Annotated in this window: 23 protein-coding genes and 1 pseudogene; 8 read left to right on the forward strand and 16 right to left on the reverse strand. The window is 69.6% G+C overall.

The window, feature by feature from the left end; all coding sequences use genetic code 11:
• Window positions 1-7 precede the first annotated feature (7 nt).
• Entirely contained in the window at window positions 8-1570 is a 1563-nt protein-coding gene (locus KSK32_RS12370; RefSeq protein ID WP_216931374.1) for a recombinase family protein, read from the forward strand.
• A 56-nt stretch (window positions 1571-1626) separates the two neighbouring features.
• Here KSK32_RS12370 and KSK32_RS12375 read toward each other — a convergent pair whose 3' ends face one another.
• Entirely contained in the window at window positions 1627-1995 is a 369-nt protein-coding gene (locus KSK32_RS12375) for a hypothetical protein (RefSeq protein WP_216931375.1), read from the reverse strand.
• Window positions 1996-2239: 244 nt separating this feature from the next.
• On the opposite strand from KSK32_RS12375, the gene KSK32_RS12380 reads away from it, so the two are divergent.
• A complete protein-coding gene (locus KSK32_RS12380) occupies window positions 2240-2740 on the forward strand; it encodes a hypothetical protein (RefSeq protein WP_216931376.1) in 501 nt (166 codons plus the stop codon).
• On the opposite strand, the gene KSK32_RS12385 is transcribed toward KSK32_RS12380, so the two are convergent.
• Window positions 2728-3510 (reverse strand): transposase family protein, encoded by a 783-nt coding sequence (locus KSK32_RS12385; RefSeq protein WP_216930649.1) that lies wholly within the window; start codon window positions 3508-3510, stop codon window positions 2728-2730. The genes KSK32_RS12380 and KSK32_RS12385 overlap by 13 nt on opposite strands.
• A gap of 173 nt (window positions 3511-3683) precedes the next feature.
• Between KSK32_RS12385 and KSK32_RS12390 the strand changes: the two genes are divergently transcribed.
• The gene (locus KSK32_RS12390; protein ID WP_216931377.1) at window positions 3684-4325 is read left to right on the forward strand and encodes a S1 family peptidase; all 642 of its coding nucleotides are present in this window, start codon (window positions 3684-3686) and stop codon (window positions 4323-4325) included.
• Between the two features lie 15 nt (window positions 4326-4340).
• A complete protein-coding gene (locus KSK32_RS12395; protein WP_216931378.1) occupies window positions 4341-4730 on the forward strand; it encodes a hypothetical protein in 390 nt (129 codons plus the stop codon).
• A 259-nt stretch (window positions 4731-4989) separates the two neighbouring features.
• Here KSK32_RS12395 and KSK32_RS12400 read toward each other — a convergent pair.
• From KSK32_RS12400 to KSK32_RS12415, 4 genes are all read right to left on the reverse strand, one after another.
• A protein-coding gene (locus KSK32_RS12400; RefSeq protein ID WP_216931379.1) for an IS3 family transposase occupies window positions 4990-6158 on the reverse strand; the annotation gives its coding sequence in 2 pieces (ribosomal slippage) (window positions 4990-5871 and window positions 5874-6158; 1167 coding nt in all).
• Between the two features lie 49 nt (window positions 6159-6207).
• On the reverse strand, window positions 6208-8055 hold the full coding sequence (locus KSK32_RS12405) for a hypothetical protein (protein WP_254187029.1): 1848 nt from the start codon (window positions 8053-8055) through the stop codon (window positions 6208-6210).
• Window positions 8055-9209 carry a 5'-methylthioadenosine/S-adenosylhomocysteine nucleosidase gene (locus tag KSK32_RS12410; RefSeq protein WP_216931380.1) on the reverse strand — a complete coding sequence of 385 codons (1155 nt, stop codon included), beginning with the start codon at window positions 9207-9209 and terminating at the stop codon, window positions 8055-8057. The genes KSK32_RS12405 and KSK32_RS12410 overlap by 1 nt, the downstream gene beginning before the upstream one ends.
• The gene (locus KSK32_RS12415) at window positions 9206-9934 is read right to left on the reverse strand and encodes an NUDIX domain-containing protein (RefSeq protein ID WP_216931381.1); all 729 of its coding nucleotides are present in this window, start codon (window positions 9932-9934) and stop codon (window positions 9206-9208) included. Before KSK32_RS12415 ends, KSK32_RS12410 begins: the two co-directional genes overlap by 4 nt.
• Before the next feature lie 198 nt (window positions 9935-10132).
• On the opposite strand from KSK32_RS12415, the gene KSK32_RS12425 reads away from it, so the two are divergent.
• A complete protein-coding gene (locus KSK32_RS12425; protein ID WP_216931382.1) occupies window positions 10133-11323 on the forward strand; it encodes a hypothetical protein in 1191 nt (396 codons plus the stop codon).
• 55 nt (window positions 11324-11378) lie between these two features.
• Here the strand turns inward: KSK32_RS12425 and KSK32_RS12430 are convergent, their stop codons facing one another.
• Genes KSK32_RS12430 through KSK32_RS12440 form a run of 3 tightly spaced genes read right to left on the reverse strand, consistent with a single transcriptional unit; the run spans window position 11379 to window position 13541 of the window.
• Window positions 11379-12281, reverse strand: coding sequence for a sulfurtransferase (locus KSK32_RS12430; RefSeq protein ID WP_216931383.1), 903 nt, complete (start codon window positions 12279-12281; stop codon window positions 11379-11381).
• Window positions 12282-12321: 40 nt separating this feature from the next.
• A complete protein-coding gene (locus KSK32_RS12435) occupies window positions 12322-12768 on the reverse strand; it encodes a hypothetical protein (RefSeq protein ID WP_216931384.1) in 447 nt (148 codons plus the stop codon).
• 2 nt (window positions 12769-12770) lie between these two features.
• On the reverse strand, window positions 12771-13541 hold the full coding sequence (locus KSK32_RS12440; RefSeq protein ID WP_216931385.1) for an SGNH/GDSL hydrolase family protein: 771 nt from the start codon (window positions 13539-13541) through the stop codon (window positions 12771-12773).
• A gap of 361 nt (window positions 13542-13902) precedes the next feature.
• Here KSK32_RS12440 and KSK32_RS12445 point away from each other — a divergent pair, with 361 nt between their 5' ends.
• Window positions 13903-15303: a hypothetical protein gene (locus KSK32_RS12445; RefSeq protein ID WP_254187030.1), complete on the forward strand. Its 1401-nt coding sequence runs from the start codon at window positions 13903-13905 to the stop codon at window positions 15301-15303.
• Between the two features lie 18 nt (window positions 15304-15321).
• Complete coding sequence (locus KSK32_RS12450; protein WP_216931386.1) at window positions 15322-16716, forward strand: PQQ-like beta-propeller repeat protein; 1395 nt, start codon at window positions 15322-15324, stop codon at window positions 16714-16716.
• Between the two features lie 49 nt (window positions 16717-16765).
• On the opposite strand, the gene KSK32_RS12455 is transcribed toward KSK32_RS12450, so the two are convergent.
• Window positions 16766-17932 (reverse strand): WD40 repeat domain-containing protein, encoded by a 1167-nt coding sequence (locus KSK32_RS12455; protein ID WP_216931387.1) that lies wholly within the window; start codon window positions 17930-17932, stop codon window positions 16766-16768.
• Window positions 17929-18024, reverse strand: a pseudogene (locus KSK32_RS34540) (SigE family RNA polymerase sigma factor); the annotation flags it as partial. The gene KSK32_RS12455 and the pseudogene KSK32_RS34540, both read right to left, overlap by 4 nt.
• 126 nt (window positions 18025-18150) lie before the next feature.
• Here KSK32_RS34540 and KSK32_RS12465 point away from each other — a divergent pair.
• Window positions 18151-18597, forward strand: a complete 447-nt coding sequence (locus tag KSK32_RS12465) for an NUDIX domain-containing protein (RefSeq protein ID WP_216931388.1) — start codon at window positions 18151-18153, stop codon at window positions 18595-18597.
• Window positions 18598-18709: 112 nt separating this feature from the next.
• On the opposite strand, the gene KSK32_RS12470 is transcribed toward KSK32_RS12465, so the two are convergent.
• From KSK32_RS12470 to KSK32_RS12490, 5 genes are read right to left on the reverse strand one after another with little or no spacing between them, the layout of a single operon-like run.
• Window positions 18710-19165 carry an NUDIX hydrolase gene (locus tag KSK32_RS12470; RefSeq protein WP_216931389.1) on the reverse strand — a complete coding sequence of 152 codons (456 nt, stop codon included), beginning with the start codon at window positions 19163-19165 and terminating at the stop codon, window positions 18710-18712.
• Complete coding sequence (locus KSK32_RS12475; RefSeq protein WP_216931390.1) at window positions 19162-20283, reverse strand: DegT/DnrJ/EryC1/StrS aminotransferase family protein; 1122 nt, start codon at window positions 20281-20283, stop codon at window positions 19162-19164. The genes KSK32_RS12470 and KSK32_RS12475 overlap by 4 nt, the downstream gene beginning before the upstream one ends.
• Complete coding sequence (locus KSK32_RS12480) at window positions 20273-21301, reverse strand: zinc-binding alcohol dehydrogenase (protein WP_216931391.1); 1029 nt, start codon at window positions 21299-21301, stop codon at window positions 20273-20275. The genes KSK32_RS12475 and KSK32_RS12480 overlap by 11 nt, the downstream gene beginning before the upstream one ends.
• 56 nt (window positions 21302-21357) lie before the next feature.
• Window positions 21358-21963 (reverse strand): deoxynucleoside kinase, encoded by a 606-nt coding sequence (locus KSK32_RS12485; protein ID WP_216931392.1) that lies wholly within the window; start codon window positions 21961-21963, stop codon window positions 21358-21360.
• Entirely contained in the window at window positions 21963-22874 is a 912-nt protein-coding gene (locus KSK32_RS12490) for an SAM-dependent methyltransferase (protein WP_216936034.1), read from the reverse strand. The genes KSK32_RS12485 and KSK32_RS12490 overlap by 1 nt, the downstream gene beginning before the upstream one ends.
• Window positions 22875-22925 lie beyond the last annotated feature (51 nt).

The following is a 22925-nucleotide window of genomic DNA, read 5'->3' on the forward strand; positions in this document are numbered from 1 at the left end:
GGTTCTGATGGTACGGCGGAAGGCCCGGTCGGGGAACCGGGGCCGGTTCGACAGCAAGGACGCCCTGCTGGCCGGTGGGATAGAGGTGCGGGCGTTGCGGTATCAGCGCGCGAGTCAGGACAAGAAGGAGCAGGGCAAGAGCGTCCACGACCAGGGCGTGCTGAACCTGGCGGAGATCACGAAGCGGTCCTGGACGGACGCGGGGTCGTTCACGGACAACCACCGCTCGGCGAGCCGTCGCGCCACGAAGGAGCGGGAGCAGTTCGAGTTGTTGATCGAGCAGATCCGCGCGGGCAAGGGTGACGTGCTGGTGGTGTGGGAGATCTCCCGCAAGGAACGCGACCTCGCGGTGTTCGTGAAGATCCGCGACATGTGCTACGAGGTGGGTCTCAACTTCTGGCTGGTCGGCGGGGTGCTGTATGACCTGCGGGACAAGAACGACCGGATGATGCTCGGTTTCCAGGCGGTGCAGGCGGAGTGGATGGCCGACTCGATCCGCGACAACGTGCTGCGCGGCATCGTCGGCGCCGCCGAAGCGGGCCGCCCGCACGGGAAGATCACCTACGGGTACCGGCGAATCTACGACCAGCGCACCCGAGCGTTGCTGCGTCAGGAGCCCGACGACGAGATCCGCACCGCCGTGGCCGCCGACGGGACGGTGACGGAGTATTCCCACGCTCAGGTGGTGCGGGACAACTTCCGGCTCATCGCCGCCGGGATGCCGTTGACGGCGCGGGAAGCCGAGTTGAACCGGCTCGGGATCCCCGCCTCCCAGGGCGGGGTCTGGCGGCGGGGGATCCTGCGCAAGCAGGTGATGAACCCGGCCTACATCGGTAAGCGGGTCCTGCGCGGGGAGATCGTCGGCGACGGGATCTGGCCCGCCCTGGTGAGCGAGGAGACCTACTGGGCGGTGGTGCGCATGCTCGGCGACCCCGCGCGCACCACGACGCGTCCGGGCCGGGCGGTGCACCTGCTGTCCTACATCGTGCGGTGCGGAGTGTGCGACGGGCCGCTGTCCTCGCAGCGGCAGAACCGGCACGGCTGGACCGGGCAGGTGTACTCCTGCCTGCACAAGCGGCACGTCGGAGTGAAGGCGCCGATCCTCGACGAGTACGTGCAGCGCGCCGTGGTGGCGTGGCTGTCCCGCCCCGACGTCCACGACATCCTCACCGCCACTGCCGGCAGCGACGAAGACGTCACCCACGCCCGCGCCGAAGCCCAACGCCTGCGTGGAGAACTCGAGGACTGGCGCCGCCTCGCCGAAGACGGCGACGTCACCGCCATCGCCTACGCCCGCGCCGAGAAAGGCCTCCTCGCCCAGATCGCCGAGCACGAACAACGCGCCGCCGACGCCGGCATCCCCGCCGTGCTGCGCGGACGCATCGGCGACCACGCCGTACAGGCATGGCAAGAACTCGACGGCAACACCCCCGTCAAACGAGAGATCATCCGCCTCGTCGCCGACATCAAACTCCTACCCGCCGCCTACAAAGGCGACCGCAGCCCCTTCGGCCGCCACCGCCTCCACTGGAACTGGAACTTCGACCCCCACCACCACCCGAAGGCCTGACCCGCGCGGTCCAAAATCGAGAAGTTCCTCCCGGCAACCAGCGGTTCGATCAGCAATTACTCACGTGCGATTGAAGCAGAGGCAAGAAGGCTGTATCGCAGTTGCGCCGCCGTCGGCGCCACCGTCGCATTGTCGTGGTTCGGTAGCGCCCGTTCGAATAGGTGTATGTCGACGGCGGTGTCGATGCCATCGGAACTGCTGTTCAAGCCCGATAGAGATTCTCGGCGGCGCGGAGCAGCGCGAGGTCCGATCCAGGATTTGCACTCAAGGCTGGCCGTGACGACGTCGTGAAGTTCGCCGACCCGGTCCCGCGTCGCTTCGAGGGTGAAGACGTCTGCGCCGTTCGGTCCGGCCTCATCCTCGTCGTGTTTCCGAGGACGGCCGAGGAGTGCCAGGTTGGCGCACAGGATCGGCGGCGTTGGCACGTTGGCACCCAAACTCATGCGGAAGCAGAGAATGTCGTACGGCTGCGAGCCTGGACCGAGGCCGACAGCCGTGTTCCCCAGTGGACAATGACGGAGGCCCGCCGCCACCGCGAGTCAGGGCAGGCCACGAGGCTGTTGAGAATGGGTAAAGGCAACGACGTCTGTCGTTCTCCGAAGTCTTGTGGCGGTGAAGCGACTCTTGCTACCGTCCGTGAACCATCGATCACGCTACCTGGGAGGACCGGTGCGACGTCGCACAGCTCACAAGGCTGCCGCGCTCTCGGCGGCGACTCTGCTCGCCCTGGCCGCAACGCCGACAGCGCAGGCTGTGGCCTCTTCCGCTCCAGCCGATGCGACCACTGCCGCCACCGAGGACTATGCGCGGCTCAACAACGTGGGCATCGACAAGGCCACTGACGCAATCCATGACCAGAAGAACGTCGTGGAGTTAATCTCCCGCACCGGCGTCACACTCGGGGTCGACGCCGACGTCTGGATCGAGCAGGACTCCGGTGGCCAGATACTGCGGGTGCGCACCGTGCGGAAAGATGTCGCATCCGCCTTCGCCGAACTGCGGCTGTCCAGCCTGACCACCGTCTCGGTGGTCGATGGAACACCGATCAGCAGCAGGCGACCCGAGCTGACGGCACAGGTCGAGGCTGCAGTACGCCAGGTTTCCCCGGGGGTGCAGGGCATGTACGTCCGGACGGCAGACGGAGCACTGAGCCATTTTCATCCTGCGTAGCGGTTCGCTTCGACGTGGTGCAGGGCGAGGATGGCCTGGACGATCGCGGTGGCTCGGCGTGGGCAGCAGCGCAGCTTGACCAGAATTTTCCAGGTCTTGAGCGTGGCGATCGCTCGTTCTCCGCGGGCGCGGATCTTGGCGTTGGCCCGGTTCACGGCCTTTTGCCGGCGTGACAGCTTCGGGCGGAAGCGGCGTCGCTTGAACGGGGTGCGCACGCTGCCACGGGCGCCCTGGTAGCCCTTATCGGCGAAGGTCATCACATCCGCGCGGGTCAGAGCATCGATGATGCCGTGATGGCGGGCGGCGGTCAGGTCGTGTACCGACCCGGGCAGTGCCGGTGATGCCCACACGAGCCGGCCGGCGGCGTCCGCGATGACCTGCACGTTCACGCCGTGGCGTTTGTGCTTGCCGCTGTAGTAGAGCCTCTGATCGGCGACTCGGTCGATCGGGATGAGCGTGCCGTCCAGGATCGCGTACGCCAGCAGCCGGATGCGTCGCATCGCGGTGTCCAGGTCATCGGCTGCCGAGCTGAGCAGGGCGATCGCTTCCTGGACGTAGCGCCAAGCAGTGGCGACGCCGATCTCGAATCCGGCCGCGAGTCGGGTGTAGGTGTCGCCGTTGCGCAGATGGGCGAGAGCGAGCAGCGCCTGCCGGCCGGGTTCGAGACGCCGCCACCGGGATCGGCGCTGCTTACGGTGGCCGCGGATGCGTTCGGCGAGGTGGTTCAGGGTGCGGCTGGACAACGGAATCGTGGCGGGGTAGGACAGCATGGCGAGGCTCCCGGTCGGGGCTTCGAGTCTTGGTCGACAGCTGTCCTACCTGGAGCCTCGCACCCATCGATCACCGGGCCTACCGCAACCGCCCTGAGCTGCAAGATCAGCTTGGAAAAGGCTCACTGGTCATCGAAACCACAGACAGCGGCAGTGGGTCAGTAGCTCAGGCGGTGAAGGACCGTACCGGTTTTCCCGAGGTCGTGCTCAAGCACCTGCAGGACGCCGGCGGTGACTCTGCGCTGACGGTCCGGGGCGGGGTAGCGATGACCAGCTGTACCGCAGGCTTCTCCGCAAAGAACGGTTCCGCCATCGGATACTTCTCCGCCGCCCACTGTGGTCAGACGCAGAACATCTACCCCAACACCGCAGGCACCGGCGTCTGGGAAACCAGCACCAGACAGGCCCAGAACTACGGCGCCAACGCGGACATCGCGTTCTACAGCGTCGCCGTCGGCACCGGGAACTCCATCTCCAACACGTTCTACGGGTCATCCTCATCAAGTCCGACGATCGTCGGGGGACCGCAAGACGTGCCGGAAGGCATTACGGCATGTCATCGGGGCAAGACGACCGGTTGGAAGTGCGGCACGATCACCTCGATCGCCTACAAGCCGACCTGGTCCGGCGCCTGCCCCGGCACGACATGCAATTCGGTCTTCGTCAGGGTGAGCGCCGACCAGGCCGGAGGCGACAGCGGCGGGCCGTGGGTGAACGGAAGTAACGCGATCGGGATCCATAAGGGCGGGGGCAGCGGGTGGAGCGTATACTCCAAGATCTACCGAATCCCGTCAGGCACAACCCTCTACTACTAGCAGAGTTGGTGACGGATGAACCGTGCTGTTCTGCGCCCCCTGCTCGCAGGCTGCGTGATCATGGCTTGCATGAACGGCTGCTCCCGTTCGCCCGACGATGCCTTTGACGCCAACTCGGCGACATTTGCCCAATATCGAGACGAGGAGCCAGGCGTCGGCGACAGCGCGCTGCTGGAGGGCACCGTCTCGAAAAGAGATGAGTGCCTGAGCGTCACCGATTCCACATCAGGCACGGTCTACGTGCCGATCTTTCCTACCTCCTCACTGAGTCAGCCCCAGTCGCTCAAGACCGGCGACAAGGTCTCCTTGCGAGGAGGATCAGTGGAGGCAGCAGCCCCAGAGGGTGCCCAGTTACCGACCCGATGTCCAACGGCCGGACCGTTTTGGGTCGTCGTGGCCTCGTGAGGGTCCGCCTGCAACGGCAAGAGACGGTGGGCCGAACCGACCGGTCCGGCCCACCGTCTGGGTGTACTGCCCAGGCAGGCTGGTTGAGGTCGTGTGACGACACGGCGTAGATAGACGTGATGACGAAGGCCTCCGGTTGTGGAGTGGAGCTGTCTAGGAACCGCTCCGGCAACCAGGAGGCCTTCGTGCCCACGCTAACGCCGCTCTTACTCCTCGTGCACGTCTTCGGGTCTGCTGCACCGATAGGTGACAGGTTCAGTCACGCGGCCTGACTGGCCGGTGGGGTCATGATGGTCTCGTACTCGATGGGGGTCAACCGGGACAGGGATCGTTGGCGTCGTCGGCGGTGGTAGGTCCGCTCGATCCAGGTCACGATCGCGGTCCTCAGCTGCTGCCGGGTCGTCCAGGTTCGGCGGTCGAGGACGTTGTTCTGCAGCAGGCCGAAGAAGGATTCCATGGCAGCGTTGTCGCCGGCGGCGCCGACCCTGCCCATCGACCCGGTCATGTTGTGCTGGTTGAGGGCGTGGACGAATTTCCGGCTTCGGAATTGCGACCCGCGGTCGGTGTGCAGCACGCAGCCGGCCACGTCACCGCGGCGGGCTACGGCGTTGTGCATGGCGTTGACGGCCAGCCTCGACTTCATCCGTGAGTTGATGGAGTAGCCGACGATCCGGTGGGACCACACGTCCTTGATCGCGCACAGGTAGAGCTTGCCCTCGCCGGTTCGGTGTTCGGTGATGTCGGCCAGCCACAACCGGTTCGGGCCGTGGGCGGTGAAGTCGCGGCGTACCAGATCGTCGTGCACTGGCGGACCGACCTTGCCGCCCTTGCCCCGGCGCTTGCGCTTGCTGAACGCGCTCCACCAGCCCATGTGGGAGCAGATCTTCCAGGCGGTGCGTTCGACCATCGGCTGGCCGGCAGTGCGGGCCTCGTCGGCCAGGAACCGGTAGCCGAACTCCGGGTCGTCGCGATGGGCGTCGAACAACGCGTTCGTCCGATACGCCGCCACCAGTTCGGCGTCTGTGACACGGCGGGCAAGCCACCGGTAGTAGGGCTGACGAGCGATGGTCAATACCCGGCACGTCACCGCCACGGGGACCCCGTCGGCGGCCAGCTCGCTCACGAGCGGGTAGAGCCTTTTCCCGGCAGATGCGCCTGCGACAGGTAAGCCGCGGCCCGGCGCAGGACCTCGTTCTCCTGCTCCAGCAGCTTGATCCGCTTACGGGCCTCACGCAGCTCGGCTGACTCGCCGCCGCTGACACCCGGTCTGGTTCCGGCGTCGACGTCAGCCTGGCGCATCCACTTGAACAACGTCATCGGGTGGACTCCGAAGTCCTTGGCGATCTGCTCGACCGTCACGCCCGGATCGCGGTCACGGGCCACCCGCACGACATCGTCGCGGAACTCTCGGGGATAGGGCTTGGGCACAGCGACATCCTTCCAGCTCGCCGTCAGGGCAAGCCATCTCAGATGTCACCTATCGGTGCAGCAGACCCGTTGGGTTCTCGTCGTGCTGGAGGGTTCCGTTGTCAGGATCGCTCACTCGGATTGAGATGGGTTCTCCGTTGAATAGAGTCAGCTCGAAGGTCTGCTGTCGGGTGGCGATGCCGTCGATCCGTACGGCGGCGACGGCGTCGAAGCGGTAGTTGAGCCGTTGGGTGGTGTGGCTTGCGGAGGTTTCGAAGTCGAGATCGATGTTGACCTGCCGGACGCCGTCGTCGGTGAGGAGAAATAGCAGCAGGCGGTACCGGGAGTACCGCCATGGTCCTTGTGGGTAGCGGGCCTTTTTGCATGATGGTGCCGGCGCCTCGATGAAGGCGTGGGCGATTACCTGGCTGGGGCGGAGTCGGTACTGCTGCATGGCCTGGTCGACCAGGACTTTGCGGTCGCTTTCCAGCCAGGTGGCCATCTCGGTGTCCGACGGCTTGTCGGACAGCTTGTGGCACCACTGGTGGTATGCCGCCCAGCGGGCCGTGTCCTTGTTGTTGCGTTCCGCATGGTCGTCGGTGACCCTGCGATGCTCGGCGATGATCCGGAACGACGAGCGCACCGCCGGCACCGCGGACGTCACCGCGAGCAGGAACCAGCCTGTGCCGGACAAGGGGGCGCTGGTCACGACGGCAGCAACGGCCCAGAGGCTCCCTGCGGCAAGGAGGGCCAGTCCCCCGACGTGGAGGGCCGTGGTCCTGGCGGGGTTACGCAGCTGCTGGCGGTACGACGTCAGCGTGTCTCGTTCCCATTGCCCTCGGACATCTCCCACCAGGTGTCGGACGAGCCAGGCGACCCGTTCGGCGTCGATGCGCTGTTCCCGGTAGAGCTCGACGACCTCGTCGCGGAGGTGCCGCCGGATCCCCGCCGTCTGGTCGAGCCAGTAGGCTCGGTCGGTTCCTTCGGGCACGTACCGGCGGAAGTAGCGGTCGAAGAGCCGGTCCACCTTGCGGGCGAAGCCTCCCGGTGGTGCATCTCGTCGCCGCTGCCGGGGTGGACGGATCTGGGCTTCCTTTGCGCGAAGCCGTGTCCCGCGGTAGTACTGGTCCGCCCCACCGACGCAAAACGCGGCCAGTCCGACCAGGGCGGCGAGGAGACCGAGGAACGGGTCGAGCGTGCCGCGGGCCGTCACCAGCACGATCATCTGCACCACGGCGAGAGTGAACACGGCCGTGCCAGCGCCGGCGCGTAGCCAGTCGCGCAGCGCAACAGCAGCGGGTTGCACCGGTAGGGTCCGAGGCTGCGCGGGTGTGGGGTGAAAGAATTTCCAGACGCGGTTGAATCGGTCCCCGGCTGTGCGCTGCGAGTCCGCCAGGGTGACGGACTTCCGCCACATCTCTTCTTGCATCGCGCCTTCGAGGAGCGCCTCGAGGTGGCCGTAGATCCCGTCGCGTTGCCGTCGGTTCAGCGCGTCGATCTCTTTGATCACGAGATCCGTCTCGGCGGCGCTGACGGGGGCCAGGAGGTGGATGATTGCCTTCAGCCCCGCGGTCCACTCGTCATGGTCGTCGAGGTGGGGCAGGCTGGCGCAGATGGCGGTGAGGCGATCCAGCTCCTCGGGGGCGAGTTGGCGCAGAGTACGTCCGCTCAACAGGGCGATCAGCCGGTAGAACTGGACCTCCGTGGTCACATACCCACCGGCGACGGCCTTTTCGATGAGCTCGCGCGCCTGATCACGAACTCGCGCGTCGAGATACTTCAGCGCGAAGGTGAACTGCTCCTCCGGACTCGGGTTTGGGGGCAGGCGGTAGAAGTTGATGTCACCGTGGACTACGCCTGCCTGTAGGTCGACGTGCGCATCTCCTTGGGCGACGTTGGTCGTGGTCGTGGTCGTCATCACAGGTCCCGCACCACGGCGATGATCGCCGCGAGCCGCGCGGCCAGCTCAGACACGTCGGCTACCAGGCCCCGCAACCGCTTGAGCGCGACCATCAGGCCGCTCTTCTTCTCGGGTGTGCCCGCCGAGACGCATGCCGTCGCCGCTTCCAGTTCCGACTCTGCGGCGGCGTAGGTTTCTTCGTCCAACTGTCCGTCGAGGTGGGCCTGCTTGAGGTGGGTTCGCAGGTCTGCGATGCTCGCTGCCAAGTCGATCCGCTGATTGGCGCCAGCACCGACGGTGACGTTGCCGTAGATCTGCCCGGCTTGCACCCCGACGTGGGCGTTCCCGGTGGCGATGTTGCGGTTGGTCATTGGCATCGTGGGGCTCCCGTCCCGGTCCGCGCCGCCTCGGCTGGCCGGCCCGTCGATGATCAGTTCTCGCGCCAGTGCGGTGGCGAACGCGGCGGCGTGGCGTGCGGCCTTCGGTTGCCAGTCCTGTCCGTCCGTGGCTGCCTTGCCGCCGTCCGCGTGGTCGCTGATGCCGCGCACGACCACCACGGGCAGGGCACGGTTGAGATGGCCCGCCTGGGCCACACCGGCCGCTTCCATCTCGATTGCTACGGCGTCGTTGTAGTGCTGGCGGATCCAGCGGGCCTGTTCGGAGATTCCCGAGTCCTGCACCACTTCCCCTGCGGCGATTGGCCCGAAGTGGACTTTGGGTGCTGCGCCTACGGGAAGACAACGGCGCCACGCGGCGGACCTGTCGACGTGGTGGGCGATCTGGTCGGCCTCGTGGGGGATCTCCCACGCCTTCGGTCGGGCCTTCAAGCCGTCGTCTTCGCTGGTGCCGCCGTGGTAGGCGTAGATTTTGCTGGCGACGACGACGTCACCGAGTCGGATGTTGGGCCAAAGGCCACCGGCGACTCCCACGAACAGCACAGCGGCCGGGGAGAACTCGGCCATCGCCCGCTCGGCGAGTACCGCAGCCGGATGATTGCCCTTACCGACCAGCCCCAAGGCGACCCGGCAGTCGCTTTGGCTGATCCGGCCGACCTCGAAGCGGGTGCCGGCGGGGTGCCGCCGTACACGTAGGTCAGTCAGTTGGTCGCGGACCGCTGCGTATTCGAGGTCCAGCGCCGTGAGGATCACGACGAAACCGCTGTTCGTGCTCACGCTGTCTCCCTGTCTGCCTGGCTGAGAGGTCGGATCATCGGAGGGTGAAGAGTCGTGCGAGGCCCGGGACGGAATAGTCGAGCGGGACGCCCACCATCGGTCTTGCGACTCGGCCCGGCGGGGACGATGAAGCCGTCCGCGCTCTGCACCTTCCGGTAGAAGTTCCGCGCATCGAGCGGCACGCCCCACACCGCCTCGTAGACGTCCTGAAGCTCCGAGATCGTGAAGGTCGGACCACAAAAGGCGGTGGCAAGCGCCGAGCGCTCCAACTTCTCCCGCGCACGGTCGACCCCATCGGTCAGGATCTGCTCATGATCGAAGGCGAGCTGCGCGTCACCAGACAACGCCTGCTCCACCGACGTCCAACACGCCCGGGATGCGTCGGTACCGGCGACCGGCTCGGGTAGCCGAGGGGCGATGGCCAGGTAAGCCGCGGAGACCACCCGCCCTCGGGGGTCACGATCCGGCGCACCGTAGACACCAAGTTGTTCGAGGTGCAACTGATCCGGCCCCAAGCCCGCCTCCTCGGCGAGCTCTCGATGGGCAGCCGCCACGAGGTCTTCCTTCTCGTGGCCGAGGAAACCACCAGGCAGGGCCAACGCGCCCTGATAGGGCTCAACCCCGCGCTCGATCAACAGCACATGAAGACAGGACTCCCGCAAAGTGAGGATGACGAGGTCAACCGCAAGAAGAACGGTCGGCGGAACCCAACGATCGTCAGACATGAATCGACCATAGCCTTATTGTCACTCTGACAGGAAGGCCGCCGAGTGTCGGATTTCAGCGCCCGATCACACTGGCTTCTACTAACGCTTGACTACCGTCAAGAGCCAGTGCCACGACGCGCTGCGCCGGCTGCGCGACGTCGTACCCGCCCCCGGCACGGCCGGCGACGGGCTGGTGACCGGGATGGAGGCGAACCCGTGAGCGAACCCGAGCTGACCCGGCTGCTGACCCGGGCCGCCGAGGAGATCCGGCCGACCCGGCCGGCCGAGACGGGATGGGAGCGGGCCGGGCGGGTCCGCCGCGCCCGCCGGGCCGCCGGTGCCGCCGCCGTCGCAGTGGTCCTGCTCGGCGGCGGTACGACTGCACTGCTGCACCGCTCCGGCCCGCCCCCGGCCGCACCCCGCCCGACTGTGACGTCGGCACCGAGCGCGCCCGTGGTGCAGCGGCCCCCGGACCGGCTCGGTCAGGCGGGCGACCCGCTGGGCCGGCTCGGCGACCGGGTCGCCTACCGCCTCTCCGACCGCCCGGTGCGCCGAGCCCTGGCGCTGTACCAGCCGGTCGACCCCGAGACCGGCGGCGCCGGCCCGGTCCGGGTGCTGGGTGACGACGGCATGGTCCGGGAACTCGACGTGGTGACGCTCGCGCCCACCCGCGACGCCGGGGGCAACGAGGCGGCCCCGCTCAAGCCGGGCAGCCTGTCCCCGGACGGCCGTACGGCCGCGTTCGCCCAGACCGGTGAGGTGGTCGTGGTCGGCCTGACCGACGGCGGGGTCCGCCGCTATCCGCTCGCCGGTTACCTGGAACACGTGGTCTGGGCCGGGGACCGGCTGCTGGTCGGGGACAACGACACCGCGTACGAGCTGGACCGGCGCACCGGGGCGGCGCGGAAGCTCCCGGTCGACCCGTGGACGCTCGTCGTGCCCGAGCCGGCCCGCTCCGGCGACCTGTTCACGGTCGGCGGCTGGTCCGGGGACGGCGGCCTGGCCGTACGCCGGTTCCCCGCCTCCGGTGGCGCGCCGGAGCGGCGGCCGGTGACCACCGGGGAGCTTCCCCCCGGTCACCAGGTGAACGAGGTCTACGGGCGGGGCTGGCAGCGCGGCGACCGGATCGGCCAGGCGGGGTGGACCACCACCGCGGGCGCCGCCGGCACGATGAGCGGCGCCGAGGGCGTGGCGGTGCTGGACGCCCGTACCGGGGCGGTGACCCGCCTGCTCGACCTGGGCCGTGAGGGCCGTTCGAAGGGGTGCTGCGAGGTGTACGGCTGGACTGCCGACGGCGACCTGCTGTTCCGCTACGACGCCGGGCTGGCCCGGTGGCGACCGGAGACCGGCGCTGTCGACTGGGTGGCGAGCAACGTCCCCGGCCGGCTGTCGACAGCCGCCCGCTGACCGGCCCGGAACGCGGCCGGTCCCGCCTCGGTGACGGCGGGACCGGCCGGGACGCTCAGCGGGTCAGGCCGCCTGGCTGGTCGCCCTTCACGACGGGGGCCCGGACCAGGTTGCCCCACTCGGTCCACGAGCCGTCGTAGTTGCGCACCTGCGGGTACCCGAGCAGGTGGTGCAGTACGAACCAGGTGTGGCTGGACCGCTCGCCGATCCGGCAGTACGCGACCACGTCGTCGGACGGGCTCAGCCCGAGCTGGTCGGCGTAGATGGCGCGCAGCTCGTCGGCGGACTTGAACGTGCCGTCGTCGTTCGCGGCGGACTTCCACGGCTTGCTCACCGCGCCCGGGATGTGCCCGCCACGCAGCGCGCCCTCCTGCGGGTAGTCCGGCATGTGCAGCATCTCGCCGGTGTACTCGCCGGGCGACCGCACGTCCACCAGCGGCCGCCCGGCCGCCACGTGCGCCATGACCTGCTCCCGGTAGGCGCGGATCGGCGCGTCGTTGCGCTCCGGCACCGGGTACGAGGCGCGGGGCCGGCTCACCTTGTCCCGGGTCAGCTCCCGCCCCTCGGCGACCCACTTCTGCCGGCCGCCGTCGAGCAGCCGCACGTCGGCGTGACCGAAGAGGGAGAAGACCCAGAGGGCGTACGCGGCCCACCAGTTGAAGTTGTCGCCGTAGAAGACGACAGTGTCGTCCCGCCCGATGCCCTTGGCCGCGCACAGCTCGGCGAAGCTCGCGGCGTCCAGGTAGTCGCGGGTGATCTGGTCGTTGAGTTCGGTGTGCCAGTCGACCTTGACGGCGCCGGGGATGTGGCCAGTGTCGTAGAGGAGCACGTCCTCGTCGGACTCGACCACCACGAGCCCTTCGTCGCCCAGGTGCTCGGCCAGCCACTCGGTGGTGACCAGGCGCTGCGGGTCGGCGTACGACTGGAGGTGGGGATGCGGATCGCTCGGCACAGGCATGATCCCCAAGGTACGCCGGATCAGCGGGGCGCGGTGCCGGTCACGCGCGGCGGTGCACCAGGCGGCCGGCGACCACCGTGGCCCGGCACGAGCCGTCCGGATCGAACACGGCGAGGTCGGCGCGCCCGCCGGTCACCAGCGCGGGCGGCCGGGCGGCGGGCAGCACCGCCACCTCGTTGCGGTTCGCGGCGGACCGCAACGCGGGATCGGTGACGTGCTCGTCGAGCACTGCGGCGACGCCGAGCCGGAACAGCGCGTGCACCCGCTCGCGGGGCGTGGGCGCCGGGGGCAGCGGGCCGTCGTGCACGAGCGCCGGCCCGAGCGTGCCGGCCCACCGCCGTACCCGCACCCCGGGGTACGCGCCGGGCAGCTCGGCCGTCGGCACGACCGCCTCGACCCGGTCGCCGGCGACCACGACGGCGAGCCCGGCGCGGGGTGGGTCGTCGAGTGTGAGCCGCAGCAGGTCGGCGGCGTGGACGGTACGCACGCTCAGTGGCGTTCGACCGGCCCGAGCACCGGCCGCTTGGCGGTGACGAAGTCGCCGGAGGAGCGCCCGGTCAGCCGGCGCTTGATCCACGGTGCCAGGTGCCGGCCGGCCCAGCGCAGGTCGGCGGCGCGCGCGGCGAGCCACGGGCTGGGCGCCGGGTGCGCCGGCACCATCAGCCACTCCTCGTCGCAGCCGACGCCGAGCGCGGTGAGCACCTGGGCGGCGACCCGGCGGTGCCCGGCGGCCGACAGGTGCAGCCGGTCGGTGCTCCAGAGCAGCGGGTTGAGGTAGGTGTCGTCGGCGTACAGGTCGACCAGGATCGCCCCGTGCCGCTCGGCCACCTCGCCGACCGCCCGGTTGAGCAGCCCGACGCGGGGGGCCACGAGCCGCTGGCCGGGCAGCCGGGCCATCACGTCGGCGAACCGGAACAGCACCACGTCGCTGCCGCCGGACCGCAGCCGCTGCACGACCGAGTCGAAGCGGGGGACGAACGAGTCCGGGTCGAAGCTGCGGCGCAACACGTCGTTGCCACCGGCCGCGAAGCTGATCAGGTCGGGCTTCATGGCCAGCGCGGCGGGCACCTGCTCGGCCACCACGTTCGGGAACAGCCGGCCCCGGATGGCCAGGTTGGCGTACCCGAAGTCGGGCCCGGCCTCGGCGGCGAGGCGGGTGGCGACCAGATCGGCCCAGCCCCGGTAGCTGCCGTCCGGATATGCGTCGTCCATGCCCTCGGTGAAGCTGTCGCCCACCGCCACGTAGCTGCGCCAGCGCACGGCGCCCCCCTCAGACGTCCCGGCAGAAGTGCGTCGCACAGTCTGTCACCGCGCGGACCGGTCCCGCTGGCCCTGGACGCCGGACGTGGCGGATGTCTCGACGTCCTGTTCACGACAGCCACCCGAGGGGACAAATCCGTCCGACACGTCCGGCGGGGCAGAATCCGTCGTCCGGACCGGGGATGATGTCTGCCGTCATCCGGCCGGGCGAAACCGTCCGGCCGGTCCCGCGGACGGCACGAGCGAGGAACCACATGACGCAGGGGCACCCACCGGCGGCGGGCTGGCCACCGCCCGGCAACGGACCGGCTCCGGCCGCAGGCCCCGCCGGGCCGCCGCTCACGCCCGGGCAGCCGGGAGCGTGGCCGGCGTACCCCCGGGACCGCCGCCGCAGCCGAAGTCCCGCCGGGGGCTGTGGATCGGTCTCGCGGCGGGCGCGCTCGCGCTGGCGGTCTGCGCCGGCACGGCGGTCGGAGTCGGGCTGGGCCTGCGCGGCGACGACGAGGACGGCCCGGCACCGAAGGCGGCAGCCGGCGCGAACGGCGTCACCGTCACGGACGCCGAGCTGACCGCCCTGCTCGACCGGCACAGTAAGGCGCTGGCGGCGAAGGACCTCAACGGCTACCTGGCCGCGTTCGACCCGGCCCGCAAGGAGCTGATCTCCGGACAGACCCAGTTGTTCCGCAACCTGGCGAAGCTGCCGCTGTCGGTGGCCCGCTACGAGACGATCGAGAAGCAGGGCCGTGCCAGTGACGCCTTCGGGCAGGGCGTCACGTTCCAGCTCGACGTCTCCTTCGTGCACCGGTTCGACGGCTTCGACCTGGCCCCGGTCACCGAGTGGTACCGCTGGACGATCGTCCGCGCCGGCAGGGACGCGCCGATCCGGGTCACCGCTGTCACCGGCGCCCCGGCGGCCGGGAACGGCGGCTCGAAGACCGTCTACTACCCCGGCCCGTGGGACAAGTGGCGGGAGATCCATGTCGAGCGGACCCCGCACGCCCTGGTCATCGCCGACGCCGCCCGGGCCGGGGTGGCGAAGCGGTACGCCCCGGCCGCCGAGGCCGCAGTCGTGCACGATCTGGCCGTGTGGCGGGCCGGTGGGCTGCCCGGCCCGGTGCCGAACGGCTTCGTCTTCGCCCTGGCCAAGGGGAAGGACGAGCTGACCACCCTCTACCGGATCGGCACCGAGAAGGCCACCGAGGCGGGCTTCTCGCTGGGCCTGGTCGCGGCCGAGCGCAAGGACGGAAAGGACACGATCGGCGGCACCCGGATCGTGGTGGACACCGAGGAGCCGTACTTCACCCGTACCGGCGGCGCCAACGACGCCGGCATGGTGTTCCGGCACGAGGTGGCGCACTCGCTGATGACACCCCGTACCGACCTGGCCGCGTCGGACGCGTTCAGCAAGCTCGACGAGTGGGTGGTCGAGGGCTTCGCCGAGTACGTCGCGTTCCACGGCCGCCCGCTGAGCGCCAGCGACCGCACCGCGCCCGCCAAGCGGCTGGTGCGCGACGGGTGGAACGGCAGGCTGCCCGGCAACGGCGAGTGGGACAACCCCGACCGGTTGGGCTTCCACTACTGGCTCGGGCACGCCGCGATGAACCACCTGGCCGAGAAGCACGGCGAGGCGAAGCTGTTCCGCTTCGTCGAGGCGGTCTACGGCGGCGCACCGGCCGACCGGGCCGCCCGGGACGTGCTGGGCGTGTCGCTCGACGAGTTCGAGGCCGGCTGGGCCGCCTACGTCCGCGCGCAGGCGCGTTGACCGGAACGGAGACGACCGATGACGTACCAGCAGCAGCCGCCCGCGTACCCCCCGGCGGGCTGGCCGCCGCCGGTGGCACCGCCGCCGGTGGCACCGAAGCGGCGCGGACGCGTGGCCTTGCTCGTCGCCGGTGGCCTGGCGGCCGTGCTCGCCGTCGCGGGCGGCACCGCCTACGGCGTGTCCCGGCTGGTCGGCGGTGGTGACGACGACGGGAGGAAGCTGCGTACCGCGTGGGTGCTCGACTTCCCGGAACAGCAGCGCAACGGGCTGAAGACGTACGACGGGCAGGACATGTTCGGCGCCTGGCTGGTCGGCGACGCGGTGGTCCGGGCCCAGCCGGACGGCGTCATCGCCTACCGGCTCGACGACGGCGCCCAGGCGTGGGGTGTGCCTGCACCGCAGGCGACCTCGCTGTGCGCGGCCGCGCAGACGCTGGCCGAGGGGCGCGGTGTGGTGGCGCTCGGTTCGGCCGACTCCTGCGACACGCTCGTCGGTTTCGACGCGGCCGGTGGCACGCAGACGTGGCGGGTGACGTTCCCCGTCGAACGCCGGACGGGCCGGTCCGAGATCGTCGCCCCGGACCTGTCGGTGGCCGCCGGCCATGTGGTCGTCCGCAGCGGCGGAAGCGTCCTCGGCTACTCGCTGACCGACGGCAGGCGGCTGTGGCGGACCGACGCGGACCGGCTGCTGCCCGGCCGCGACTGCCGCCTGGCCGACGCGCAGGCCGCCGGGGACCAGGCCGTGGTCACCACGCTCTGCGACGGCGACCGGGGCGCGCTGCTCGGCCTGGACCCGGCCACCGGCAAGCCGCGCTGGCAGCAGCAACTGCCGGCCGCGCAGCAGAGCGGCGGGGTGCTGACCGTCGACCCGCTGGTCAGCCTGCCCGGCCTGGTCGGCGAGACGTTCGTCGCGCGCGACGCCGCCGGCAAGGCGCGGGCCACGTTCGGCAACCCCGTCGACGGTACGCGGTTCAGCGACCTGCCGGTCAACCGCTCCAACACGGTGACCGGGGCGGAGATACGGCCGTACCTGGCCGACGCGGACACGCTCTACCTTCCCACCGAGGCGACGAACGTCGGCGGCAAGATGCGCCAGGCCAACCAGGTGGTGGCGATCGACCTGGCCACCGGGAAGCGGCGCTGGGTGTCGGCCGGGCACACCGACAGCGAGGTGGAACTCGTCCGCCTCGACGAACAGGGCGTGCTGGCGTGGGAGGTGGGCGACCGGCGGGATCTCGCCCCCCGGCTGGTCCGGATCGACCCGGCCACCGGCACGGTGAGCGTGCTGGCCGAGGCGCCGCTGTCGGCTGGCACCGAGGGCAGCGACGCGAAGGTGCTGGAGCGCGACGGCACTGTGGTGCTCGTGCCGTGGAAGCACGTCACCGCGGACGCGGCGATCACCGTCCTGCGCTGAAACGACGCGGGGCGGGCCACCCGCCGATGACCCGCCCCGACGAACCGTCTTAGCCGAGCGCGCTGACGATCTGCATGTTCCGCAGGGCCGAGGGCTCCGCCCGCTCCGTGATCTTCTGGCCGGACGCGTCCACCAGGATCACCGCGTAGCCGCCGCCGCTACGGACCCGGACCACCATCGACCCGTCCGGCTGGAAGAAGACCTGCCGCAGTTGACGTCCCTCCAGCGGCAGCGCCACCTCCTTCCCGGTGCGGGTGTCGAGCACGGCGTTGACCAGAAGATCCCGCGCGGCGTCTCCGTACGTGCCGTTCCGGTCGATCCGGAAGAGCGCGATCCGTCCGCCGTCCGGGGAGAGGCTGGACAGGTCGAAGGAGACGTACCGGCTGCCCTTCGCGCCCAGGTCCGGCACCGTCCGTCGCGTCTTGCCGTTCCGGTCGGTGAGAACGATCGTGCCGTCGGAGCCGTCGGCGAACGCCAGTGTCCCGTCCGCCGCGAACACGGCGTGGCAGCCGTCGAAGCCGGTCACCTTCGTGAACTTGCCGGAGGAGGCGTCCAGCACACCGGTGTCGCCATCGGCGGCCAGCCGCACGACGAGCTGTTGCGAGTTCGGCTGCCAGACGGGTGACCAGCACATGTTGTCGACGCCGTCCCTGAGCTTACGCCGCTCCGAGCCGTCGAGGTCGGACACCCAGACCGCGCCGGCTCCGTCGACCCACGACGCACGCTTACCGTCTGGCGACACGGCGACGTTGAGCACCGCCGCCTCATACGGGACGCTGAGCAGGCGGACCGGGTCGTCGCCCGGGCGCCACGACTGGAGACGGACCGTGCTCGTCGAGGACGCGCCGTTTGGCAGCAGCGACGGGCCGTAGACGAGCCGCCCGAAGGTCGCGGCGGCGCTGGACCCGCCATCCGTGCCGCCGGGCGGGGTCGACGGCGTGCGGGACGGCTCGGCGGACGGCGTACGGGACGGCTCGACCGGCGGGGCGGTGACTGTCACCGACGGCCCGGCCGGGGCGGGCGCCTGGCTGTTCGGCCGGATCGCCAGTGCCGTCCCGGTCGCGGCGGCCAGCACCACGAGCGCGGCGGCGGAGGTGGCGACGGCCCGCTGGATGCCGAGCCGTCGCGAGGTACGCAGCGCGCGGTCCCGCAGGTCGACCGGGGTGACCTCCTCGGCCAGGTCGGCCAGGTCGAAACGCAGTCGGTCCTGGTTCATCGGGCGGTTCCTTCCGTGACGTACAGCTCGGCGAGCTCCGGGGCCACGCTGCGCAGCTTCGCCAGCGCCTTGAAGGTCTGGCTCTTGACGGTAGTCAAGTGTCGGAAAAAGCCAGATGCAGCAAGCCCTGCGCGGTGCGGGCCGTCCCGCGCATGCCGGCTCGGTGGTGGCGTAACTTTGACTCGCCTGCGCCATGGCAACTCTTGATCGGAGCCAACATGCGGGAGGTTCTGCGCCGCTCGGTACGGGCGATCCTGTGGGACGACCTTGACCGGCTTGTATTGATCAAGAGAACGAGGCCCGGCCAGAACCCTTACTGGACTGCGCCCGGTGGTGGCCTTGAACCTACTGATGCTTCCCTCGCTGCGGCTCTACGCCGGGAGCTGCGGGAGGAGTTGGGCGCGGAGGTAGAGCAGCGTAGTCAGGTGTTCTTGTTCAGCTCGCCGTCGGCCGATGGGGTGTCCGTACAGCACTTCATCTCCTGCCGGCTTACGCGGGTTGAAGAGAGCGCCCGCACAGGTCCGGAGTTCACCGACCCGAGCCGCGGTGGCTATGCCATGGACCGGGTGGGGGTCGACCGCCTTCCTGAGGTGGATCTGAAGCCTGAGGCCTTGAAGGATTTCATCCTCGCGAACACTGAGGCGTTGCTATCGGAGTTCAGCTGACGAGGGCAGATCCCTGGCAGTCCGAGAGTGGTTGAGGGAAGCCTTCCTGGTCGCTGGCGAGCGAGGCGGAGGAGCCCGGTATCCCGGGCTCCTCCGCCTCCTTCCGGAGCACTCAGGCCGGCTGGGGAATCAGCCGGGCGGCTTCGGTGATGAGGTCGGGAAGCTCGGCGGGTGTGCGCAGGGCCGCTATGCCCTCTACCGGTACCCACCGTGCGCCGCCAACCTCTTCGGCTTGGGCCGTCAGGTCGCCACCGGTTGCCTGGCAGACGTAGACGAAGTCGATATGTCGGTGGGGTCCGACCTTACGGTCTTCGATGTCCATCTCGATGATGGCGAACGGGCTCGGGATGCTTCGTACGGCGGGGTGCCGGAACGGCTGTGGGCCAAGGATGTCGGCGACGATCCCGGTCTCCTCGTGCACCTCGCGCAGTGCCGCTTCGGCGGGGTCCTCGTTGGGATCGACATGTCCGCCGGGGTACAGCCACAGGTCGATCTTGTTGTGGTGCACGAGCAGGACGTGGCCCTCGTCGTTGAAGACGATGGCTGAGCTGGTGAAATGACGGATCATGCTCGGGTCTCTCCCTGGGCGATCTGGGCTACGCGGTCGGCTATCCACGCTACGGTCGCGTCGGTCATTCCGGGGTGAACCGGCAACTGCACGGTGGCCGTGGCGAGGTGTTCGGCGTTGGGGCACTGGTTGGCGTAGGGCTGGAAGATGGGCTGGTGGTACAGCGGCCGGTAGCGCCACCTGATCGAGTCGGATGGTAGTCCGGCGGCCTCGAACGCGGCGGCGACCTGCGGGATGCGGTCTTTGATGGTGAGGACGAGGTTGTAGTAGTTCGGCTTGTCCTGGACGCCGTACGGCAGTTCCCGCAGCAGACCGCCCGGCGGTAGCGCGGCGAGGATGCGTTGGGCGTTGCGACGACGTCGGTCGAGCTGGCCGTCGAGCAGCTTGAGCCGGCGCAGGCCGATGGCGGCCAGAGGGCCGGCGAGCTTGTAGTTGACGCCGTGGGTGGTGCCGCGCAGGTGGCCGAGGTGGGTGTACCAGTCGATGCGCTCACCGAGCTCCTCGTCGTCGGTCAAGACGAAGCCGCCCTCACCGGTGGATAGGAGCTTGCGGTCATGGGTGGAGAAGCAGCCGACTGCGCCGTGGGTGCCGGCGAACTGGTTGCCGACTCGGGTGCCGTGGGCTTGGCATGCGTCCTCGATGACCGGCACTCCCGCCTGGGCGAGAAGGTCTGCGCTGGCTCGCTCGTCGTTGGGGTAGCCCCAGAGCGGCAGCGTGATGGCGGCGCGGGTGCGTCCGGTGAGCTTGCGCTGGATATCGGCGGGTTCGAGGGCGAGGGATTCAGGCAGGGTGTCGACGGGGACGGGCGTGGCTCCGCAGGTGAGCACCGGCATGGCCGTCGGCAGGGGCGCGGTGGCCGGAACCAGGACCTCCGTGCCGGGCCGGACGCCAAGGGCGATGAGCGCGGCGTGCAGCGCGGAGGTTCCCGAGTTGACGGCGATGGCGCGGCGGGCACCGAAGCGCTTGGCGAGCGCCTGTTCGTAGATGGCGAGGACGGGGGCGCCGCCGGAGAGGCGGCCGTCGTCGAGGGTGGCGCGGATTTCGTCGAGTTCGCCGCAGGGTGCTGGGGTGTACCGGTCGTCGACGGGGTTGAGGACGTCGTGGCTGCTACTCGTCATAGGTCAGCACCACCTTGATGGTCTCCTCGGGGCGCTGGGCGATCAGGTGGTACGCCGTGGCCGCCTCGCTGAAGGGGAAGCGGTGGGTTACCAGGCTGTCGACGTGCACCCGCCCGGTGATGACCAACTCTCGGGCGGTGGCGCTGAGTCGGGGCAGGTCCCAGGCGGGGTGGGTGCGTTGTGGGCAGCCGTTGACGGTCATGGAGGAGACCAGGGTGATGCGGTTGCGGTGGTACTCCTCGCCGAGCCGTAGGCCGTTCTGGTCGCCGTGGTAGGAGGCGACGGTCGCGACCCGGCCGCCGACCCGGACGCAGCGGATCGCCTCGTGCAGGCCGCGGTAGGAGCCGGAGGCTTCGATGGCGACGTCGGCGCCCTGCGGGCCGCAGAGCTTGCGGACCTGTACCGCGATGTCGTCTTCCGTGAAGGCGTGCACGGGTGTGATGCCGAGGGAGTGGGCGGCGGCCAGGCGCAGCGGGTAGCGGTCCACCCCGATGACCTTGGCGGCTCCGGCGAGCCGTGCGAGTTGGCCGGCGAGGAGGCCGACGGTGCCGAGCCCGACCACGACGACGGTGTCGCCGAGGCGCACCTCGGCGTCGTGGACGCCGCCGAGGGCGACGCGCGCCAGGATGAAGAAGACGGCGCGTTCGGGGTCGACACCGGCCGGCAAACGGCTGGCGACGGCAGCGTCTGCGGGAACGATGTGCGCGGTGCCGTGCGGTCGGTCGAGGGTGACATGATCGCCGATGTTGACTTTGCCGACAGCGGCCTCGCCGATGGCGGTGACCCGCGCGATGGTCTCGTAGCCGGGCGCTACCGGAAAATCCCTGCCGGCACCGTCGAGGAAGATGCGTCGCTGTGGGTCCCACGAACGGTGCAGCGCGGCGGCGTCTCCGGCTACCCAAGCCATCTCGGTGCCGTGGCTGATGCCGGAGACGACCGATTCGGCGTAGACGTCGTCGGGGCCGAGTGTGGGCAGATGCTCGCGGACGATCTCGACCTGACCCGGTCCAGTGATCATGACTCTGCTGCAAGGAGGCGCGTGGGCAGTGCGTGGCTGAGCGACGTCGGTCTCGGTCATGACCTCTCCAGGGCTGGTAGGCGGGCGAGGAGCGCGTCGACGTCTTCGTCGTTGAAGGCGTCGAATGCATTGGTGTCGAGCCGGATGATTCGGCTGGCGTAGTCATGAAGCGGTGTGTCGAAGGCTCGGGCGAGGTGTTCGAGGTAGGCGGTGGACAGCGCGGCTTCCATGGGTCTGCCGCGTTGCGCGATCCGGCGGGCCAGGACCGGCGCTGGCGCGGTCAGGGCGATGAGAAGGTCGGGTCGTGCGGCGGCGTCGCTCCAGGTCGCGCAGGTTTTCCTTACTCGACTGGCGTCTTCGGGCGGCAGAGTGGTGTGGGCGAAAACGACCTGCTGCGCCATGGACCAGTCCGCCACGACGGATGTGCCCTGGATGAGCAGGTCGCGGATCTCGCGAAGCTGCGCGACGCGGAGCGCCAGGAAGGTCAACTCCACCTGGAGAGTCAGGGCCACGGGGCGGGTCTTTCCCGAGGCGTACAGCTTCGGGAGATAGGGGTTGTCGGCGAACGGGTCGCGCATCAGATGCGCTCCGAGGCGCTCGGCGATTCGGTGTGCGAGGGTCGTCTTGCCGGCGCCTGTCGGCCCGGCGAGTCCGATGAACATCAGCGCCTGCCCGTTGGCCGGAGCGCCCTTTGTCCGGTCGGTTCTGGCCTTGGCTGTTCCGTCATGACGGCGTGTCCTTTCATGCCAACTCCGGCGAGGAAGCTGGCGAGGAAAGGGCTCGCCGACGACCCTTCCGCCGGGAGGTGGTCCTCGGGGTCGGGGCGCCAGTGAGACACCGGGACAAGCGCGGCGCCGCCTGGGCGCGATGCTGCGCCGGGTTGGGGCGCGACCATGGCGAAGTCACCGAACAGCGCTTGGACATCGGCGAGGTGGCGGAGTTGCAGTGGGGTGGGGGTGCGCTGGTAGAGCCGCTGCACCTCCTCAGTCTGGTTGGTCGCTGCGCCGGAGGTCGCGTGGGAGATGACGAGGGCGCTGCCGGGACTCGCGGCGGCGCGAAAGGGTTCCACGATGGCGTTGACATCGCCGGGGATGAAGTGCAGGACGGAGACGAACAGGATGGCCACCGGGCGGGCGAGGTCGATCAGCCGCTGGGTGGCGGGGTTGTTGAAAATGAAGTCCGGGAAGCAGATGTCGGCCTGTATGACGTCCACTCGCGGATCGACTCCGAGCAGCGCTCTGGCGTGCGCCACGGCTACCGGCTCGACATCGACGTAGAGCACCCGCGCGTCGGCGTTGACCGAGTGAGCGATGTCGTGGACGTTGCCGACGGTCGGTATGCCCGAGCCGAGATCGATGAACTGCCGTATGCCCTGCTGCAGCGCGTATCGGACGGAACGGCGCAGAAACGCTCGGTTGGCCCGGGCAGCGTCCGCCACGTGGGGTGCGATGGCGAGGACGGCGTCGGCTGCTTGACGGTCGGCGGCGAAGTTGTGGCTGCCGCCGAGGAAGTAGTCGTACATACGCGCGGCGTTCGGGCGGCTCAGATCAAGCTCGGCGGGCGCCCAGCTCATCGCCTCAGTTCCCATGGTCGTTCCCCTGGTGCCGGTTCGGGCGCTCGTGGT

This window comes from Micromonospora sp. WMMB482, from assembly GCF_019038635.1.
Lineage (GTDB): Bacteria > Actinomycetota > Actinomycetes > Mycobacteriales > Micromonosporaceae > Micromonospora > Micromonospora marina.

Excerpts from the sequence above, each read along its gene's own strand:
- KSK32_RS12370 (WP_216931374.1), top strand. The coding sequence starts at position 8 with ATGGTACGGCGGAAGGCCCGGTCGGGGAACCGGGGCCGGTTCGACAGC.
- KSK32_RS12405 (WP_254187029.1), bottom strand. The coding sequence starts at position 8,055 with ATGACGACCACGACCACGACCAACGTCGCCCAAGGAGATGCGCACGTC.
- KSK32_RS12415 (WP_216931381.1), bottom strand. The coding sequence starts at position 9,934 with ATGTCTGACGATCGTTGGGTTCCGCCGACCGTTCTTCTTGCGGTTGAC.
- KSK32_RS12465 (WP_216931388.1), top strand. The coding sequence starts at position 18,151 with ATGCGGGAGGTTCTGCGCCGCTCGGTACGGGCGATCCTGTGGGACGAC.
- KSK32_RS12455 (WP_216931387.1), bottom strand. The coding sequence starts at position 17,932 with ATGAACCAGGACCGACTGCGTTTCGACCTGGCCGACCTGGCCGAGGAG.
- KSK32_RS12490 (WP_216936034.1), bottom strand. The coding sequence starts at position 22,874 with ATGAGCTGGGCGCCCGCCGAGCTTGATCTGAGCCGCCCGAACGCCGCG.
- KSK32_RS12470 (WP_216931389.1), bottom strand. The coding sequence starts at position 19,165 with ATGATCCGTCATTTCACCAGCTCAGCCATCGTCTTCAACGACGAGGGC.
- KSK32_RS12480 (WP_216931391.1), bottom strand. The coding sequence starts at position 21,301 with ATGATCACTGGACCGGGTCAGGTCGAGATCGTCCGCGAGCATCTGCCC.
- KSK32_RS12385 (WP_216930649.1), bottom strand. The coding sequence starts at position 3,510 with ATGCTGTCCTACCCCGCCACGATTCCGTTGTCCAGCCGCACCCTGAAC.
- KSK32_RS12450 (WP_216931386.1), top strand. The coding sequence starts at position 15,322 with ATGACGTACCAGCAGCAGCCGCCCGCGTACCCCCCGGCGGGCTGGCCG.
- KSK32_RS12485 (WP_216931392.1), bottom strand. The coding sequence starts at position 21,963 with ATGTTCATCGGACTCGCCGGGCCGACAGGCGCCGGCAAGACGACCCTC.
- KSK32_RS12475 (WP_216931390.1), bottom strand. The coding sequence starts at position 20,283 with ATGACGAGTAGCAGCCACGACGTCCTCAACCCCGTCGACGACCGGTAC.
- KSK32_RS12395 (WP_216931378.1), top strand. The coding sequence starts at position 4,341 with ATGAACCGTGCTGTTCTGCGCCCCCTGCTCGCAGGCTGCGTGATCATG.
- KSK32_RS12430 (WP_216931383.1), bottom strand. The coding sequence starts at position 12,281 with ATGCCTGTGCCGAGCGATCCGCATCCCCACCTCCAGTCGTACGCCGAC.